We start from the raw sequence: 15,278 nt of genomic DNA, 5'->3' as shown, positions 1-15,278 counted from the left end.
CACGGCGGCCGACTCGGCGGGGCGGGTCGGTGACCCAGACGATCGAACGGGCGTACGCGCTGCGGTAGCCCGGCAGCGGGCACCTTGTCCACAGGACGATTCCGACCCTCACCCACCATCCACAGAATGCGATTCGCCGCGACCGCGAGCCCGCCCGACCCAGCATCCTCGTGAACCACCGACTCACCACACCCTCCCGTCGAGAGGAAGCACGAGATGCCCGGAGGCCCGCCCACGCTCGGGTTCAGCCTGATCATCTACGCCATGGTCGGCCTGGTCACCCTGATCGCAGTCAAGCTGCGCAGGAGGCGCAGGTGAAGACCCTCACGGTCATCGTCCCGGCCCACAACGAGGAGCACGGCCTCCCCGCGACCCTGCGATCCATAGCCGCCCAGACCGTCCCGCCCGAGAAGGTCATCGTCGTCGACGACGGCTCAACCGACCGCACGAGCGAGGTGGCCGCCGCCCACGGCGTGACGGTCCTGCGCCCACCCCGCAACCTGGGCAGCAAGGCCAAGGCCCAAAACCACGCGCTCCCGCACTGCGACACCGACCTGGTCCTGGCCGTGGACGCCGACACCGTGCTCGCCCCCGACTACATCGAGCGCATCAAGCCTGCCTTCGACGACCCGGAGGTGGGCGTGGCGGCGGGAAACGTACAAACCCGCTTCACCCGCACCCCTTGGGAGCGCGGCAGATCCATCGAATACCTCTTCGGCTTCCACTGGCATCGCCCGATCCAGCAGCTGGCCAACAGCCCCATGGTCTGCTCGGGCTGCTGCTCGGTGTTCAGGCGCGCCACCCTCGCCGCATTCGGCGGCTTCCCTGAGCGCACCATCGTGGAGGACATGGACTTCACCTGGAGCCAGCAGCTGGAGGGCCGCAAGGCCGTCTACGTCTCCGACGCCATGGCCTGGGCCGCCGACCCGGAAACCCTCACCTACCTCCGCAAGCAGGTGTGGCGCTGGATGGCGGGCTTCATGCAGAACGTCCGCCTGCATCTCCCCCGCCTCCTCACCCGCAAGCCCATGTTGGCGACCTGGATCGTGGTCGCACTCCTGGAGATCCTCCTGGCCCCGCTGTGGTGGGCCACTCCGTTGATCCTCACGCTTGCCCTGCACGAGCCACTGGCACGCACGATGGCCTGGTGGGCGGGCAGCGAGCTGCTCATCACCACCCCCACCCTCCTCTACGCGGCCGGACGCCGCCGCCTCCCCCTCCACCAGGTCCTGCTCAACCTCCCCTTCGTCTACCTGAACAAGGCCGTCAACCTCTACTACGCCTGGAAGGCCATGGTGGTTGAGCTCGTCATGGTCCCCCTGCGCCTTTCTCCCGGCCTCCTCGTCTACGAGAAAGGCCGCTGACCATGCCTGCCCCCGACACCGCTGAGTTGAGTTACGTAAATTTGCTGTTATCTGGGTTTCAAGTGGGTTTCGTCCCCTAGACGATGCGTTTGCCCGTCCATAGGGTGCTATCCACGACGGGAAAGTCACGTACCGTGCCTTCGTCGTAACCCCCCGATCAGCAATGGCGCTCGAGCGGCCACTCCGAGCGTGCGCGCGGCGAGCCCTCGGGCGCCTGACATAGGGAGCCCCGTGCGAAGGTTCGTCACCTCTCTGTTCGGTCAGGTCCTCATCGCAGCCGTCATCGGCGCGGTGGTCGGCCTGCTCTTCCCGGCCTTCGCTGCCGAGCTCAAACCGCTCAGCGACGGTTTCATCACCCTCATCAAGATGGTCATCGCGCCGCTGGTGTTCTGCGTGGTCGTCGCGGGCATCGCGGGAGCGGGCGAGCTCAAGCGCGTAGGCCGGGTCGGCCTCAAGACGATCGTCTACTTCGAGGTCATCACCACGGTCGCGCTGGTGCTCGGCCTGGTGCTCGCCCTGGTCTTCCAGCCGGGCGCGGGCATGAACGTCGACCCGGCCTCCCTCGACGCGTCCAAGCTCGCGACCCAGCAGGAAAACGCCACCAAGCTCGCCGAAGGCGGCACGGTCGGCTTCGTCCTCGGACTCATCCCCACATCGGTGGTCGGCGCCTTCGCCGAGGGCAACGTGCTGCAGGTGCTGCTGTTCGCCGTGCTGTTCGGCTGCGGGCTGCTGCTGGTCGGGGAGAAGGCGCGCCCGGTCGGGCAGTTCATCGAGGCGACCACCGAAGTGCTGTTCAAGGTGGTCTCGCTGATCGTGCGGCTCGCCCCGCTGGGCGTGCTCGGCGCGGTGGCGGTCACCGCGGGCAACTCGGGGGGAGACGCCCTGGTCCGGCTGGGCTGGCTCGTCGTGCTGTTCTACGCCGCGGTTGTGATCTTCGTCGTGGCGATCCTCGGTTTCGTGACCAAACTGGCCGGGTTCAACATCTTCAAGTTGATCGGATACCTCCGCGAGGAGGTCTTGGTCGTCCTGGGCACGGCCTCGTCCGACAGCGTGCTCCCGCAGGTCATGCGGAAGCTGGAGCACCTGGGGATCAAGAAGTCCACGGTGGGCCTGGTCATCCCGACCGGATACTCCTTCAACCTGGACGCCTTCTCGATCTACCTGACCCTCGCCGCCGCGTTCATCGGACAGGCCACCGGCGTGCCACTGTCCCTCGGCGACCTGCTGGTGGTGCTGCTCGTGGCCCTGGTCACCTCCAAGGGCGCACACGGCATCCCCGGCTCGGCCATCGTGGTGCTCGCCGCCACCCTCGCCTCGATTCCGGCGATCCCGGTCGCGGGTCTGGTCCTGGTGCTGTCGGTGGACTGGTTCATGGGCATGGCCCGGGCGGCCGGCAACCTGCTCGGCAACTCGGTGGCCACCGTGGTCATCGCCGCCTGGGAGGGCGACATCGACAAGGAACGCGCCGCGAAGGTCCTGGACGGCAAGGAGATCCCCCCGACCAGTTCAGCGGAGGAGCCGGCGACCGTGCCGGCGTAAGACCCCGTCCGGACACGTCTCCCGACCGCTCGGACGAGGAGCCCGTGTCCGTATGGGCGTGAGGTCACCGCGCCGTCCGCGTCGCGCACTTGTCCTGCCAGGTGCGCGACGCCCATGCCCGGCCTGCGCACGGCCACCCACAAGAAAGACGAGGACAATTGGATGACCCTCGTCCGACTCCAGCCAGCGGTCTGAGCACCCAGCGGCTCAACGAGGGGATCTTCCCCCACATGAAATCAAGGGCGGCCGGGTCAGCGATGTCGCCGACCGACCGCCCTTCGACGTTCGAATACAGAACGTTGGTGGAGCTATGGGGATTCGAACCCCAGACCTCCTCCATGCCATGGAGGCGCGCTACCAACTGCGCTATAGCCCCTGGTCACCGCTACGAGTCCACTCGTTGCGGCGCTCCGAGAGCATATAGCCATCCGCGCCGATTCGCCTAATCGCGCCGCCCGTCCCGCGCCCTGGCCACCAGTGCGGCCACCCCGTCGAGCTGACGGCGCAGGCCGAACTCGAAGAGCGAGTCCAAGTCCATGTCAAGCCCCGGCTGCGCCACGACCTTGGCCAGCGTGGGATAGGCGCCGGAGGAGAGCATCTCGCCCAGCTCGGCCTCCCGTGCCCGCATCCACTCGTCGTCGGTGATCCCCGTCTCCGTCCTCGCCTGCTCCTCGGCCTCCAAGCTCACAGCGGTGCCGCGGACGAAGTTCGTGAGGGAAACGGCGACGTGCAGCATGGTATTGGCGTCGAGGCCGAGCCCGTCCACCGCGCGCAGCAGCCGGTCGGTGTGGGCCATGCCGTTCGGAATGAACTGGGGCCTGGTCAGGGAGACGGCCCGGGCCAGCCAGGGGTGGCGGCGGTGAATGCGCCACAGCCCGCGCAGCGCCAGCTCCAGCTGGGCCCGCCAGCCACGCGGCCGACCAGGGGCTCCATGGACGACCTCCGGTTGCACTGACCGGCCGCGCGGAAGCCCAGGCGCTGCCTGCACGACCTCCGGCCGCATCGGCTCACCAGACACCGGACGTCCGGCCTGCGACTGCACCCGCTCACCACGTGGCCGGCCGGACACCGCAGCGCCGCTTTCCGCCTGTGTCCGACCGCCGGGTGGCTGGGCGGGCGCCGTGTGTGCCGCGACGGCGTGGCCGTGCGGCGAAGCGCTCACCGGCCGCTCGGCTATCAGCTCCTCGCCGTAGACGGCGTCGGCCATCAGGTGGACGAGCTCATCCTTGCCGTCCACGTGCCGGTACAGGGACATGGCGGAGGCACGGAGCTCCGCGGCGATGCGCCGCATGGAGACCGCGGCCAGGCCCTCCGCGTCGGCGATCTCGACGGCGGCCTTCACGATCCGCTGCCTGGTGAGGTCCTCCGGAGGCGGCCGCCGCTCCGGCCCCGCCACCACGGTGCCGACGCCGGGTACGGGCCGTGCCAGCCCCTCCTCCTGAAGCCGGCTGAGGACCTTGCTGGCGGTCGCCATCGCGACGCGCCACTCCCGGACGATCTGCCGGGTCGAGGGCACCCTGTCGCCGGGCGCCAGCTCCCCACTCGCGATCCGGCGCCGGATCTCGTCGACGATCCGGAGGTAGGGAACGTCCTGCCGATCCACGCTGCCCCCTCCGCCCTAGTGCACTAGCCCACATCCAACCACATGGACGGCATCAGGTGCACTAGTGCGCTATATCAATGTATTGCCTAAGAGAACTCCATCAATCTATGGTCCGCGTACAGCGTAAATGCACACTAAGGAGCCTGCCATGCGCGACCTCGACATCCTCATCTCGGGCGGCGGCATCGCCGGACCGGCACTCGCTCACTGGCTCGCCCGCCACGGCAACCGCCCCACGATCGTCGAACGAGCCCCGACCCTCCGCCCTGGCGGCCAGGCGGTCGACTTCCGCGGAGCCACGCAACTGGAGATTCTGACGCGCACGGGCATCCGCCAAGCCGTCGAGGACGCCCAGACCCGCATGGGCGACATCAGGATCGTGAACGCTCGCGGCAAGCGCCTGTCGAGCCTCCCGTCGGTCGTGTTCAGCGGCGACGTCGAGATTCTGCGCGGCACGTTGAGCCGCATCCTCCACGACACGTCGAACGCCGAGTGGATCTTCGACGACTCCGTTACGGCGCTGACCGAGAGCGCCGACGGCGTCCACGTGACCTTCGAGAAGTCGCCGCCCCGCACGTTCGACCTGGTCGTGGGCGCGGACGGCATCCGCTCTACCGTCGCGGACCTGGCCTTCCACGAACCCGCCGAACTACGCCACCTGGGAATGTACGGTGCGATCTTCTCGGTGCCGGGCACGTACGGCCTGGACCACGAGGGCCTGATGTACAGCATCCCCGGCCGCTGCGCGACCATTATGCGCACCGGCAGCGAGACGAGGGCCGCTCTCGACTTCGCCTCACCCCCGCTGGCCTACGACCACCGCGACCGGAGACGCCAGCGCGAGCTGATCGCGACCGCCTTCAACGGCCTGGACTGGGAGATCCCGTCCCTTCTCGGGGAGATGTGGACGGCGGAGGACTTCTATTTCGCCCCCGCCGCCCAGGTCGTGTTGCCGCGCTGGTCGTCCGGCCGGGTGGTCCTGCTGGGCGATGCGGCCCACGCCCCCGGCCCGGGCGGGATGGGCACCGGCCTGGCCATGATCGGCGCATACGTGCTGGCCGGCGAGCTCGCGGCGGCGCCCGACCACCGCACCGCCTTCGACCGCTACGAACGCGAGCTACGCCCCTACGTCCAGACGTGCCAGAAGCAGGCGCGGGGAGCCGCCGATTATCTGGTCCCTCAGAAGAGGTCCCAGATCTGGCGGCGCAACCAGGCCATGCGTGTCCTGTCCCACCTGCCGGGGAAGCGCCTCATCAGGAGGTTGACGACGCCGAGCGCCATGGCGCTCAAGAACTACGCCGCGCCCCCGGATCATCGGGGGCCGGCTCCGGCCCATCCACGACCCGGCACCGCTGCACGCCCGGGTGCTCCACGCTGATCGTCACCGTGTCGCCGGGCCCGAGCGGCGTGTGCACGTCGAACCCGAGCAGGCCGGCCGGTGGCAGCTCCAGCACGGTGAAGACACGGTGCCGCCAGGCCAGGGGGATCGCCATCACGAATACCGCCGCCGTACGGCCCCCGAGCCGTACGGGATGGTTATGCTTCGGCGTCCGGCCGGTCGTCGCTGTTGACCGGCTCCGGCAGGGTCCCGGCGTTGTGCTCGAGCAGCCGCCATCCCTTGCGCCCTTCCTGCAGCACGGACCAGGAGCAGTTGCCCAGCCCGCCGATCGCCGGCCACAACGCCTCGGGCAGCCCGAGCAACTCGCAGATGCCCAGCCGCAGCGCGGCGCCGTGCGAGGCCACGACCAGCAGCCCATCGCCGTCCAGCCGACCCGCCCACCGGCGCATGGCCGCCGCCACACGTGCGGCGACGTCCGTGACCAGCTCGCCGTCCGGGGCTTCCCAGGCGACGTACTCGTCGGGCCAGCGTGCGGCGATCTCCTCCCGCGTCAGACCTTCCCACTGCCCGCCGCCGCGCTCGCGGAAGTCCTTGTCGACGGCCACGTCGAGACCGACGACACGCCCGAGCGCCAGCGCGGTGTCGTTGGCCCGTTGCAGGTCGGAGGAGACGATGAGGGTGGGCCGCAGCGAGGCCAGCAGCGACGCGGCCCTGGCGGCCTGCGCGACGCCGGTCTCGTCGAGCGGGATGTCGGAGTGCCCTTGGAAGCGCTGCTCAACGTTCCACAACGTCTGCCCATGCCGCAGACATACGATCCGCTTGCTCATGCGGAGTCCCCGCCACAAGGCTCGAAATCAGCATGAGCTTTGCTGCTGCGTCTGATGGTTCCTTGGCGCCGCTCACTCACGCGCGCGCCCGCTGGAGGTTGGCCTGCATGACGCTCTCCGGCAGCGAGATGGCCGGGCAGTCCTTCCAGAGGCGCTCGAGCGCGTAGAACGTACGGTCCTCTTCGTGCTGGACGTGCACGACGAAGTCGATGTAGTCGAGCAGCACCCAGCGCCCTTCGCGCTCGCCCTCGCGGCGCACGGGCTTGGCGTCGGCCTCGGTGCGCAGCCGCTCCTCGATCTCGTCGACGATGGCGCGGACCTGGCGGTCGTTGGTGGCGGAGCAGAGCAGGAAGGCGTCGGTGATGACGAGCTGTTCGCTCACGTCGTAGGCAAGGATGTCATCGGCCAGCTTGTCGGCCGCGGCCTCCGCGGCGATACGCACGAGCTGGACGGATCTGTCAGATGCGGTCACGATGCGGGTCTGTCCTCCTGTGTCGGCAGCATGCCCTTATGTTGAGGGTACCCTTCCGGCCCGAAACCCCTCACGTACGGCACAGATCCTTCACCCGTGGCCGTGATACAGCCCCCGTTTGTTGATGTACTGGACGATTCCGTCCGGCACCAGGTACCAGATCGGCTCCCCCTTGGCCACCCGCTGCCGGCACTCCGACGAGGAGATGGCGAGGGCCGGAATTTCCAGCAACGTGACCTTTCCCTCGGGCAGCCCGGGATCGTGCAGGGTGTGGCCCGGACGCGTGCAGCCGACGAAATGGGCCAGCTCGAACAGCTCGTCGGCGTTCTGCCAGCCGAGAATGGCCTCGAGCGCGTCGGCGCCGGTGATGAAGTAGAGCTCTACCTGAGGGCCATAGATTTCGGCAACATCGCGCAAAGTGTCAATGGTGTACGTCGGTCCCGGCCGGTCCACATCCACCCTGCTCACGGAGAACCGGGGATTCGACGCGGTCGCGATCACCGTCATCAGATAACGGTCCTCGGCGGCGGATACCTCGCGCTCAGACTTCTGGTACGGCCGTCCGGTCGGCACGAAGACGACCTCGTCAAGCTCGAAGTGGTGAGCGACCTCGCTGGCCGCGACAAGGTGCCCGTGATGGATGGGATCGAACGTCCCGCCCATCACTCCTACTCGCCTAATCCCCTGCACACCAGGCGCATTCATCATGAAACGGACCTTACGTGGACACCCTACGACAACATGATGGCACCCCCCTTGACGATGGCCGCGCATCACTTCCGTTGCGGACGTAGCATGCCGGGCATGACGACCACCCCGGACCGCAACCGCGTCCAACTGCCCGGCATCTCGTCCCGAGCCTACGAACACCCCGCAGACCGGTCCGCCCTGGTCGCTCTGCGTAAGTTGAGTGGGTTCGACACGGTTCTCAAGCAGATGTCCGGCCTCGTGAGCGAGCGTCGCCTTCGCCTGATGTACCTGGCCTCGGCCGTGCGCGTGAGCGAAACACAGTTCCGTTCCGTCTACGACATGGGCCGCGACGCCGCGTACATCCTGGATCTGCACCGGATCCCCGAGGTCTACGTCCAGCAGGATCCGCAGGTCCAGGCCAAGGCCATCGGCTTCGACGACCCGTTCATCGTCGTGACCACCGGTCTGCTCAACCTCATGAACGAGGAGGAGCAGCGCTTCGTCATCGGCCACGAGACCGCGCACATCCTGTCGGGGCACGCGGTCTACCGCACGATGCTCGACATCCTCACCATGCTCGCTGCCCGCGTCGCCTGGATCCCGCTCGGCTACATCGGCCTGCGGGCGATCGTCGCGGGCCTGGAGGAGTGGTACCGCAAGTCGGAGCTGTCCTCCGACCGCGGCGGCCTGCTCGTCGGCCAGGACCCCGAAGCGGGCAAGAGGGCGCTGATGAAGCTCGCCGGCGGCGACTACACCCACGAGATGAACATCGAGGCGTTCCTGGAGCAGTACCAGGAATACGACACCGCGGGCGACCTTCGCGACGGCTTCCTCAAGGTTCTCAACCTGCTCGGCACCACCCACCCGTTCGCCGTGGTGCGCGTGGCCGAGCTGGACAAGTGGCAGCGCAGCGGCGAGTACGACCGGATCATCGGCGGGGACTACCCGCGCCGGGAGGACGACCCCAACGCACGAGTCACCGACGAGATCAAGGCGGCGGCCGAGTCCTACCGCGCGTCCTGGTCACAGTCGCAGGACCCGTTCATCGGCGTGCTGCGTGACGTGGCCGAGGGCGCCGTCAACGCGGGCGAGCGCATCTTCAACCGCTTCTCGCGCCGCGACGGCGGCCAGGGCTAGCCCGATCGCCGTACGCGGCCGATCCAGCTTGATCGGCCGCGTCCGACCCGCCGCCCCCACCACTGGGCGGCGGGCCGAACCCGCCTACCGTTGAAGCACGGGCGGCCAGCGTCGGCGCAGGTCAGAGCAGCAGCGCGAGCGCGCGTACGGCGGCCGCGCACAGGGCGACGAACCCGCCGAGCACGGCCAGCGCACGCAATCCCTCCCTGCGTAGATCAGGCAACCGGCCGCCGATCCGCTCGATCTCGCGCCCCGTGATGCCGCCACACAGCATCCCGAACACCACGCCCGCCACCGTCACGGGCGCGGGTTGCTGCCACCAGTCGGTGTCGATCTCACCGCCCCCGGTCACCCAGAGCGCCCCGCCGGACGCCACCGCGACGGGCACGCCCGGCCACACCACGGCGGTCGCCGCCGCCCCGGCCAGCGCCAGCGGGAACAGCAGCACACGCAGCGTGACCCGCGTACGCTGCGAGCTGCGGTTCCTGACCAGCCAGTGGCTCATCCACAATGTCCTGGTCAGCACCACGAACACGGTCGTGATCGCGATGGAGGCGATCGGCCAGATCACCGAGGTCACCACGCACGGCACGGCCAGCACCGCGAGCAGCAGCAGAGCGCCGTTGCCCGCCGGCAGCGTGGTGTGAGACTCCGCCGTGCGCTTGCTCTGCGGCTTGGCCCTGCTCCGGACGGCCGCCGCGGCTCTCTGGCGCGGCGTGGTCATCTTGGCGCGCGGCCCCGTGTTCTTCCCGTCGCCGCTCCCCCGGGTCCGGGGCGCGGGCACCTTCCCGTCCGCGCTCGTCCGGGTGCGTGCCGCGGCCCCGTCCATCCGGCTTCGCGCCACGACGCCGTCCGCCGCCGCGCCCGTCCTGGGAGAGCGCTGGCGGGCCGCGGCCTCCTCGCCCCCCGTGCGGCCGCGTGCCGCTGTCCCGTCCTGGCCCGTGCGGCCGCGCGCCGCCGCGCCCTTGCCGTCCGTGCCAGCACGGCCGGCGTCGGCGGCCGGGCGACGGCGCGGCGCGGGCACCTTCCCGTCCGCGCCCGTGTTGTTGGGCCTGCCACGGGCGGACTTGGCGGCCGCCTCCTCGGTGGTGCGGCTCCGCGCGGGCGTCGGCCTGCCTGATTCGTCGGCCGTGTCGGCGGCCGCGGGCGGCTCGGGCTCCGTGGCGCTGGTGGCCTTGGCCAGCCGGGAGAGCCGGTCGGCCAGCAACGCCGCCGTGGGCCGCTTGCCCGGCTCCCTGTTGAGTGCGGCCCGCACCAGCGGCAACAACTCGACCGGCACGCCCTTGAGGTCTGCCTGCCCGTTCAGCACCGCGTACATTTGCGCCTCAGCCGTGCCCCGCCCGAACGTCGGCCGCCCGGTGGCGGCGAACGCTACCGTCGCCGCCCACGCGTGCACGTCGGCCGGCGAGTCGACCTGCTCGTCGGCGAAGATCTCCGGCGCCGTGTAACCGGGCGTGCCGAGGAACGTGCCCGTCATGGTCAGCCGGGTCGCGTCGAGCACCTGCGCGATCCCGAAGTCGATCAGCACGGGCCCCTCGGAGCCCATGATGATGTTCCCCGGCTTGAGGTCGCGGTGCACGACTCCGGCCGCGTGGATGATCGCGAGCGCCGCGGCGATGCCCTGCGCCATGTCAACGAGGTCGGAGACGTCGAGGGGGCCGCTCTGGCGTACCTGCTCCAGCAGCGTGGCGCCCTCGATGTGCTCCATGACCAGGTACGGCCGCGCGCAGTTGAGATCGGCGTCCAGCACTTTGGCCACGTACGGGCTCTCGACCCTGCGCAGCGCGCGCACCTCGCGCTCGAGCCTGACGCGCGAGGTCTCGTCCTCTGCCAGATCGTGCAGGACCTTGAGCGCGACGCCCTCGCCCCGGCGGGTAGTCGCGAGGTAGACCTCGCCCATCCCGCCCCGGCCGAGCCGCTCGACCAGGGTGTACGGCCCGACCTTGCCGAGCTTGCTCACCGTCCCTCCCCGCCGGGCGCGCCCATAAGGGACACAACCCTAGCGCCGAGACACGAGTTGCCGCTTGAGGCACGCCGAAGGTTTACCGGCGTGTGTGGTCGGAGAGCATGCTGTCGAGCCGGGCCGTGGGCTCCTCCGACAGCCGTCTGCGGCCCTTCCTGCGCCAGTTGACGTGGCCGCGGCTCTCCAGCCAGAGCAGCAGCCGGTCGGCGCCGAACAACACCGCGGCCGAGAAGACGAGGGCGACGACAAGGTCCATGTCTCCCAGTCAAGCCGCGGTGAGCGGCACCAGTCAGGCCGACACGCCGGTCAGCAAGGCATGACCGTGCCTTCTGACGTGCGCAAATGCCCCTCACCGGTGTAGACCCACTTGGTGGACGTCAGCTCGGGCAGCCCCATCGGCCCGCGTGCGTGCAGTTTCTGCGTGGAGATGCCGATCTCGGCCCCGAATCCGAACTCGCCCCCGTCGGTGAACCTGGTCGAGGCGTTGACCGCCACGGCCGCCGAGTCCACCAGCGCCACGAACCTGCGGGCGGCCTGCTGCGACCGGGTGACGATGGCGTCGGTGTGCGCGGAGCCGTACCGCCTGATGTGCGCCACGGCCTCCTCCAGCGAGCCGACGACGGCGGCGGCGATGTCGAGCGAGAGGTATTCGGCGTAGAAGTCGTCCTCGGTGGCGGGCACGACGCCCGCGCCGTAGCCGGCGATCCGCTCGTCGCCGTGCACGGTCACGCCTGCCTCGGCGAGCGCCTGCAGTGCCTTGGGCACGAACGTGTCCGCGACACCCTCGTGCACCAGGAACGTCTCGGCCGCGTTGCACACCGACGGCCGCTGCGCCTTGGCGTTGACCAGGATCTGCACGGCCAGGTCCACGTCGGCCTCGGCGTCGACGTAGACGTGGCAGTTGCCCACACCGGTCTCGATCACCGGCACCGTCGACTCCTCGACCACCGAGTTGATCAGTGACGCGCCGCCGCGCGGGATCAGCACGTCGACCAGGCCGCGAGCGCGCATCAGCTCCTTGACCGAGTCCCTCGTCTGGCCGGGCACCAGCTGGACGGCCCCGGCGGGCACCTCGGTGCCCGCCAGCGCGTCCTGCATGATCCTGACCAGTGCGGTGTTGGAGGAGTAGGCGCTGGAGGAGCCCCTGAGCAGGACCGCGTTGCCGCTCTTGAGGCAGAGCGCGGCGGCATCGACCGTGACGTTGGGACGGCCCTCGTAGATGATGCCGATGACGCCCAGCGGCACTCTGAGCTGGCGCAGCTCCAGCCCGTTGGGCAGCGTGGCGCCGCGGACGACCTCGCCGACCGGGTCGGGCAGGTCGGCCACCTCGCGTACGGCGTCGGCGATCTTGGCGATCCGGGCCTCGTCGAGCCGCAACCGGTCGATCATCGTCTCGGACGTGCCCTGCGTCCTGGCCTGCTCGACGTCCTTGGCGTTGGCCTCGACGATCTCGGCCGCGTGCGCGACCAGGGCGTCGGCCACGGTGCGCAGTGCCCGGTCCTTCGGCGCCCGCGGCAACGGGGCCAGCTCGGCGGCGGCCTCTCGTGCCGCCTGGGCGACCCTCAGGAACTCTGTGCTCATGGCTACGCTCCGCTGTTCAAGACCTCTATGGGTTGTCAGTTGTGGGCTTCCAGTATGACGATGTCGTCGCGGTGGATGAGCTCGCGTTCATATTCCGGACCGAGGGCGCTCGCGAGCTCTCTCGTGGAGCGCCCCAGCAGGCCGGGAATCTCAGCGGCGTCGAAGTTGACCAGCCCGCGGGCCACCACGAGCCCCTGAGGCCCGCACAGGTCCACCGGATCGCCCGCGGCGAAGTCGCCTTCCACGGACGTCACCCCGGCCGGCAGCAGTGACTTGCGGCGCGTCACGATGGCCTCGACCGCGCCCTGGTCGAGGTGGAGCAGGCCGCGCCCGGTGGCGGCATGCGCGAGCCACAGCAGGCGCGTGCCGGGGTGGCGGCCACCGGGGTGGAAGTAGGTGCCGACGTCGGCGCCGCTCAGCGCCTGGGCCGCGTGAGCGGCCGCGGTGAGCACCACAGGGACACCGGCCCCCGTCGCGATCCTGGCGGCCTGCACCTTGGTCACCATGCCGCCGGTGCCGACGCTCGCGCCGTTCCTGCCGAGCTCGACGCCGGCCAGGTCCTCCGGGCCCCGGATCTCGGCCAGTCGGCGGGCGCCGGCCCGGCTGGGCGGGCCGTCGTAGAGCGCGTCCACGTCCGACAGCAGCACCAGCGCGTCCGCCCTGATCAGGTGCGACACCAGCGCCGCCAGCCGGTCGTTGTCGCCGAAGCGGATCTCGTCGGTGGCCACGGTGTCGTTTTCGTTGACGATGGGCACGATGCCCAGCTCCAGGAGCCGGGTCAAGGTGCGCTGGGCGTTGAGGTGGTGCGCGCGCCGCATCATGTCGTCGGCGGTCAGCAGGACCTGGCCGACACGCAGGCCGTACCGGGCGAAGGAGGAGGTGTAGCGGGCCACCAGCACGCCCTGGCCGACGGATGCGGCCGCCTGCTGGGTGGCGAGGTCGCGCGGTCGCGTGCTCAGCCCGAGCGGGCCGAGGCCCGCTGCGATCGCCCCGGAGGAGACCAGGACGAGTTGCGTCCCGGTACGGCGCCGCGCCGCCAGCACGTCCACCAAGGCGTCCACACGATCGACGTCGATCATTCCCTGGGGGGTGGTGAGCGAGGAGGAGCCGACCTTGACAACGACCTTCGACGCTGAGCTGATCTGTTCCCGCACACCTGTGAGCCTATCGAAGCCATGACCCTGCCCGCCGCGCGCGTACATGGCCCCCCGCGAGAGGCATCCACCGCCCGGCACACGCGCCCGCTGGGCGCTTGCGTGGCCCCGCGGGGCGGCCGTCAGGCCAGGCCACGAGGCAACAGCCCCGCGCCCGGCCCTACCCGAGCCGGTTGTCGGAGCCGCGCGGTCCTTGACGGACCGACTCGGCGCTCATCGTGGGCTGCCAGTCGAAGACGTACCCGCCCTCCATCGGCCCGATGACCACCTCGGCCCCCGCAGTCGCGCCGGCCTTGGCGAGCTGCTCCTCGACCCCGAGCCGCTCCAGCCGGTCCGCGAGGTATCCGACCGCCTCGTCGTTGGTGAAGTCCGTCTGCCTGATCCACCGTTCCGGCTTCTCGCCGGTGATCTGGAACAGGTTCTCGTTGACCCGCCGCACCCGGAACCCGGCGTCGCCGAGTTGCTTGGGCCGGATCACGAGCCGCGTCGGCTCCTCGATCGGCTTGTTGGCCCGGGCGGCCGCGACCCACTCGCCCATCGCGTACGTGAGCTCCCGCAACCCGTCATGGGTGGCCGCCGAGATCGTGAACACCTGCAGCCCCCGCGCCTCGAACTCAGGCGTGACCATTTCAGCCAGCTCCCGAGCGTCCGGCACGTCGGCCTTGTTGAGCACGACGATCCGCGGCCGGTCCTCGAGCTTCCCGTACGCCCGCAGCTCGGCCTCGATCACCTCGTAATCCGTGACCGGATCGCGCCCTGGCTCCATGGTGGCGCAGTCGATGACGTGGACGAGCATGTCACACCGCTCGACGTGCCGCAGGAACTCGTGCCCGAGCCCCTTCCCCTGCGACGCCCCGGGAATGAGCCCCGGCACATCCGCCACGGTGAACACGTTGTCCCCTGCCGTCACCACCCCGAGATTGGGGATCAACGTGGTGAACGGATAGTCGGCGATCTTCGGCTTGGCCGCGCTCAACGCGGCGATCAGCGACGACTTGCCGGCGCTCGGGAACCCGACCAGCGCCACGTCCGCGACGCTCTTCAGCTCCAGCATGACGTCGAGCCCGTCGCCGGGCTCCCCGAGCAGCGCGAACCCGGGCGCCTTCCGCTTCGTGCTGGCCAGGGCGGCGTTGCCCAGCCCGCCGTGCCCGCCCTGGGCGATCACGTATCGGGTACCGGCCCCCACGAGGTCGATCAGCACCTCACCCGTGGCGGCGTCTTTGACGACGGTGCCGTTGGGCACGGGCAGGACCACGTCCTCCCCGTTGGCGCCGTCCCGGTTGGAGCCCTGCCCCTGTTTGCCGTTGTCGGCCTTGCGGTGGGGCCGCCGGTGGTAGTCGAGCAGGGTTGCGGTATTGGGATCGACCTCGAGGATCACGTCGCCGCCGCGCCCGCCGTTCCCCCCGTCGGGGCCGCCGAGCGGCTTGAACTTCTCCCGGTGGATGGAGGCACAGCCGTTCCCCCCGTCACCGGCCTTGATATGCAGGACCACCTGGTCCACAAAGTCCGGCATGCCGCACTCCTCCATCGCCCCACCAGGGGCCTCTCATTGTTCCCACACAACGCAAAAGGGGTGGATCGAAACCGCTCGATCCACCCCAGACAATTC

13 protein-coding genes and 1 tRNA gene are annotated in these 15,278 nt (G+C 69.8%); 4 read left to right on the top strand and 10 right to left on the bottom strand.

Annotation, left to right across the window (positions count from 1 at the left end; translation table 11 throughout):
- The first annotated feature begins 314 nt into the window (after positions 1 to 314).
- Entirely contained in the window at positions 315 to 1,364 is a 1,050-nt protein-coding gene (locus ACTWPT_RS23180) for a glycosyltransferase family 2 protein (protein ID WP_443179525.1), read from the top strand.
- A gap of 231 nt (positions 1,365 to 1,595) precedes the next feature.
- The gene (dctA, locus tag ACTWPT_RS23175) at positions 1,596 to 2,903 is read left to right on the top strand and encodes a C4-dicarboxylate transporter DctA (protein WP_443179524.1); all 1,308 of its coding nucleotides are present in this window, start codon (positions 1,596 to 1,598) and stop codon (positions 2,901 to 2,903) included.
- 300 nt (positions 2,904 to 3,203) lie between these two features.
- Here the strand turns inward: dctA and ACTWPT_RS23170 are convergent.
- Positions 3,204 to 3,279: transfer RNA gene (locus ACTWPT_RS23170), tRNA-Ala, on the bottom strand.
- A 66-nt stretch (positions 3,280 to 3,345) separates the two neighbouring features.
- Positions 3,346 to 4,506, bottom strand: a complete 1,161-nt coding sequence (locus ACTWPT_RS23165; RefSeq protein ID WP_443179523.1) for a TetR/AcrR family transcriptional regulator C-terminal domain-containing protein — start codon at positions 4,504 to 4,506, stop codon at positions 3,346 to 3,348.
- A 148-nt stretch (positions 4,507 to 4,654) separates the two neighbouring features.
- On the opposite strand from ACTWPT_RS23165, the gene ACTWPT_RS23160 reads away from it, so the two are divergent.
- Positions 4,655 to 5,884: an FAD-dependent monooxygenase gene (locus ACTWPT_RS23160; protein WP_443179522.1), complete on the top strand. Its 1,230-nt coding sequence runs from the start codon at positions 4,655 to 4,657 to the stop codon at positions 5,882 to 5,884.
- Between the two features lie 158 nt (positions 5,885 to 6,042).
- On the opposite strand, the gene ACTWPT_RS23155 is transcribed toward ACTWPT_RS23160, so the two are convergent.
- The 3 genes from ACTWPT_RS23155 to nadD form a co-directional block, all read right to left on the bottom strand.
- On the bottom strand, positions 6,043 to 6,672 hold the full coding sequence (locus ACTWPT_RS23155) for a histidine phosphatase family protein (protein WP_443179521.1): 630 nt from the start codon (positions 6,670 to 6,672) through the stop codon (positions 6,043 to 6,045).
- A gap of 76 nt (positions 6,673 to 6,748) precedes the next feature.
- Complete coding sequence (rsfS, locus tag ACTWPT_RS23150; RefSeq protein WP_443179520.1) at positions 6,749 to 7,144, bottom strand: ribosome silencing factor; 396 nt, start codon at positions 7,142 to 7,144, stop codon at positions 6,749 to 6,751.
- A 90-nt stretch (positions 7,145 to 7,234) separates the two neighbouring features.
- Positions 7,235 to 7,852 carry a nicotinate-nucleotide adenylyltransferase gene (nadD, locus tag ACTWPT_RS23145; protein ID WP_443179519.1) on the bottom strand — a complete coding sequence of 206 codons (618 nt, stop codon included), beginning with the start codon at positions 7,850 to 7,852 and terminating at the stop codon, positions 7,235 to 7,237.
- Positions 7,853 to 7,939: 87 nt separating this feature from the next.
- On the opposite strand from nadD, the gene ACTWPT_RS23140 reads away from it, so the two are divergent.
- Positions 7,940 to 8,971, top strand: a complete 1,032-nt coding sequence (locus ACTWPT_RS23140) for a M48 family metallopeptidase (protein WP_443179518.1) — start codon at positions 7,940 to 7,942, stop codon at positions 8,969 to 8,971.
- A 121-nt stretch (positions 8,972 to 9,092) separates the two neighbouring features.
- Here the strand turns inward: ACTWPT_RS23140 and ACTWPT_RS23135 are convergent, their stop codons facing one another.
- The 5 genes from ACTWPT_RS23135 to obgE form a co-directional block, all read right to left on the bottom strand.
- The gene (locus ACTWPT_RS23135; protein ID WP_443179517.1) at positions 9,093 to 10,931 is read right to left on the bottom strand and encodes a serine/threonine protein kinase; all 1,839 of its coding nucleotides are present in this window, start codon (positions 10,929 to 10,931) and stop codon (positions 9,093 to 9,095) included.
- Between the two features lie 82 nt (positions 10,932 to 11,013).
- Positions 11,014 to 11,190: a hypothetical protein gene (locus ACTWPT_RS23130; protein ID WP_443179516.1), complete on the bottom strand. Its 177-nt coding sequence runs from the start codon at positions 11,188 to 11,190 to the stop codon at positions 11,014 to 11,016.
- Positions 11,191 to 11,240: 50 nt separating this feature from the next.
- Entirely contained in the window at positions 11,241 to 12,515 is a 1,275-nt protein-coding gene (locus ACTWPT_RS23125; RefSeq protein ID WP_443179515.1) for a glutamate-5-semialdehyde dehydrogenase, read from the bottom strand.
- 35 nt (positions 12,516 to 12,550) lie between these two features.
- Entirely contained in the window at positions 12,551 to 13,717 is a 1,167-nt protein-coding gene (gene proB, locus ACTWPT_RS23120) for a glutamate 5-kinase (RefSeq protein WP_443179514.1), read from the bottom strand.
- 112 nt (positions 13,718 to 13,829) lie between these two features.
- Positions 13,830 to 15,182 carry a GTPase ObgE gene (gene obgE, locus ACTWPT_RS23115; RefSeq protein WP_443179513.1) on the bottom strand — a complete coding sequence of 451 codons (1,353 nt, stop codon included), beginning with the start codon at positions 15,180 to 15,182 and terminating at the stop codon, positions 13,830 to 13,832.
- Positions 15,183 to 15,278: the final 96 nt, after the last annotated feature.

The organism is Nonomuraea sp. 3N208 (assembly GCF_052245935.1).
GTDB lineage: Bacteria > Actinomycetota > Actinomycetes > Streptosporangiales > Streptosporangiaceae > Nonomuraea.
This window is presented reverse-complemented; position numbering and strand designations above follow the sequence as displayed.

Bases quoted from the DNA above. Each gene is read 5' to 3' on its own strand.
- ACTWPT_RS23160 (WP_443179522.1), top strand. From the start codon at position 4,655: ATGCGCGACCTCGACATCCTCATCTCGGGCGGCGGCATCGCCGGACCG.
- ACTWPT_RS23155 (WP_443179521.1), bottom strand. From the start codon at position 6,672: ATGAGCAAGCGGATCGTATGTCTGCGGCATGGGCAGACGTTGTGGAAC.
- nadD (WP_443179519.1), bottom strand. From the start codon at position 7,852: ATGATGAATGCGCCTGGTGTGCAGGGGATTAGGCGAGTAGGAGTGATG.
- ACTWPT_RS23140 (WP_443179518.1), top strand. From the start codon at position 7,940: ATGCCGGGCATGACGACCACCCCGGACCGCAACCGCGTCCAACTGCCC.
- ACTWPT_RS23130 (WP_443179516.1), bottom strand. From the start codon at position 11,190: ATGGACCTTGTCGTCGCCCTCGTCTTCTCGGCCGCGGTGTTGTTCGGC.
- ACTWPT_RS23125 (WP_443179515.1), bottom strand. From the start codon at position 12,515: ATGAGCACAGAGTTCCTGAGGGTCGCCCAGGCGGCACGAGAGGCCGCC.
- proB (WP_443179514.1), bottom strand. From the start codon at position 13,717: ATGTACGCGCGCGGCGGGCAGGGTCATGGCTTCGATAGGCTCACAGGT.
- obgE (WP_443179513.1), bottom strand. From the start codon at position 15,182: ATGCCGGACTTTGTGGACCAGGTGGTCCTGCATATCAAGGCCGGTGAC.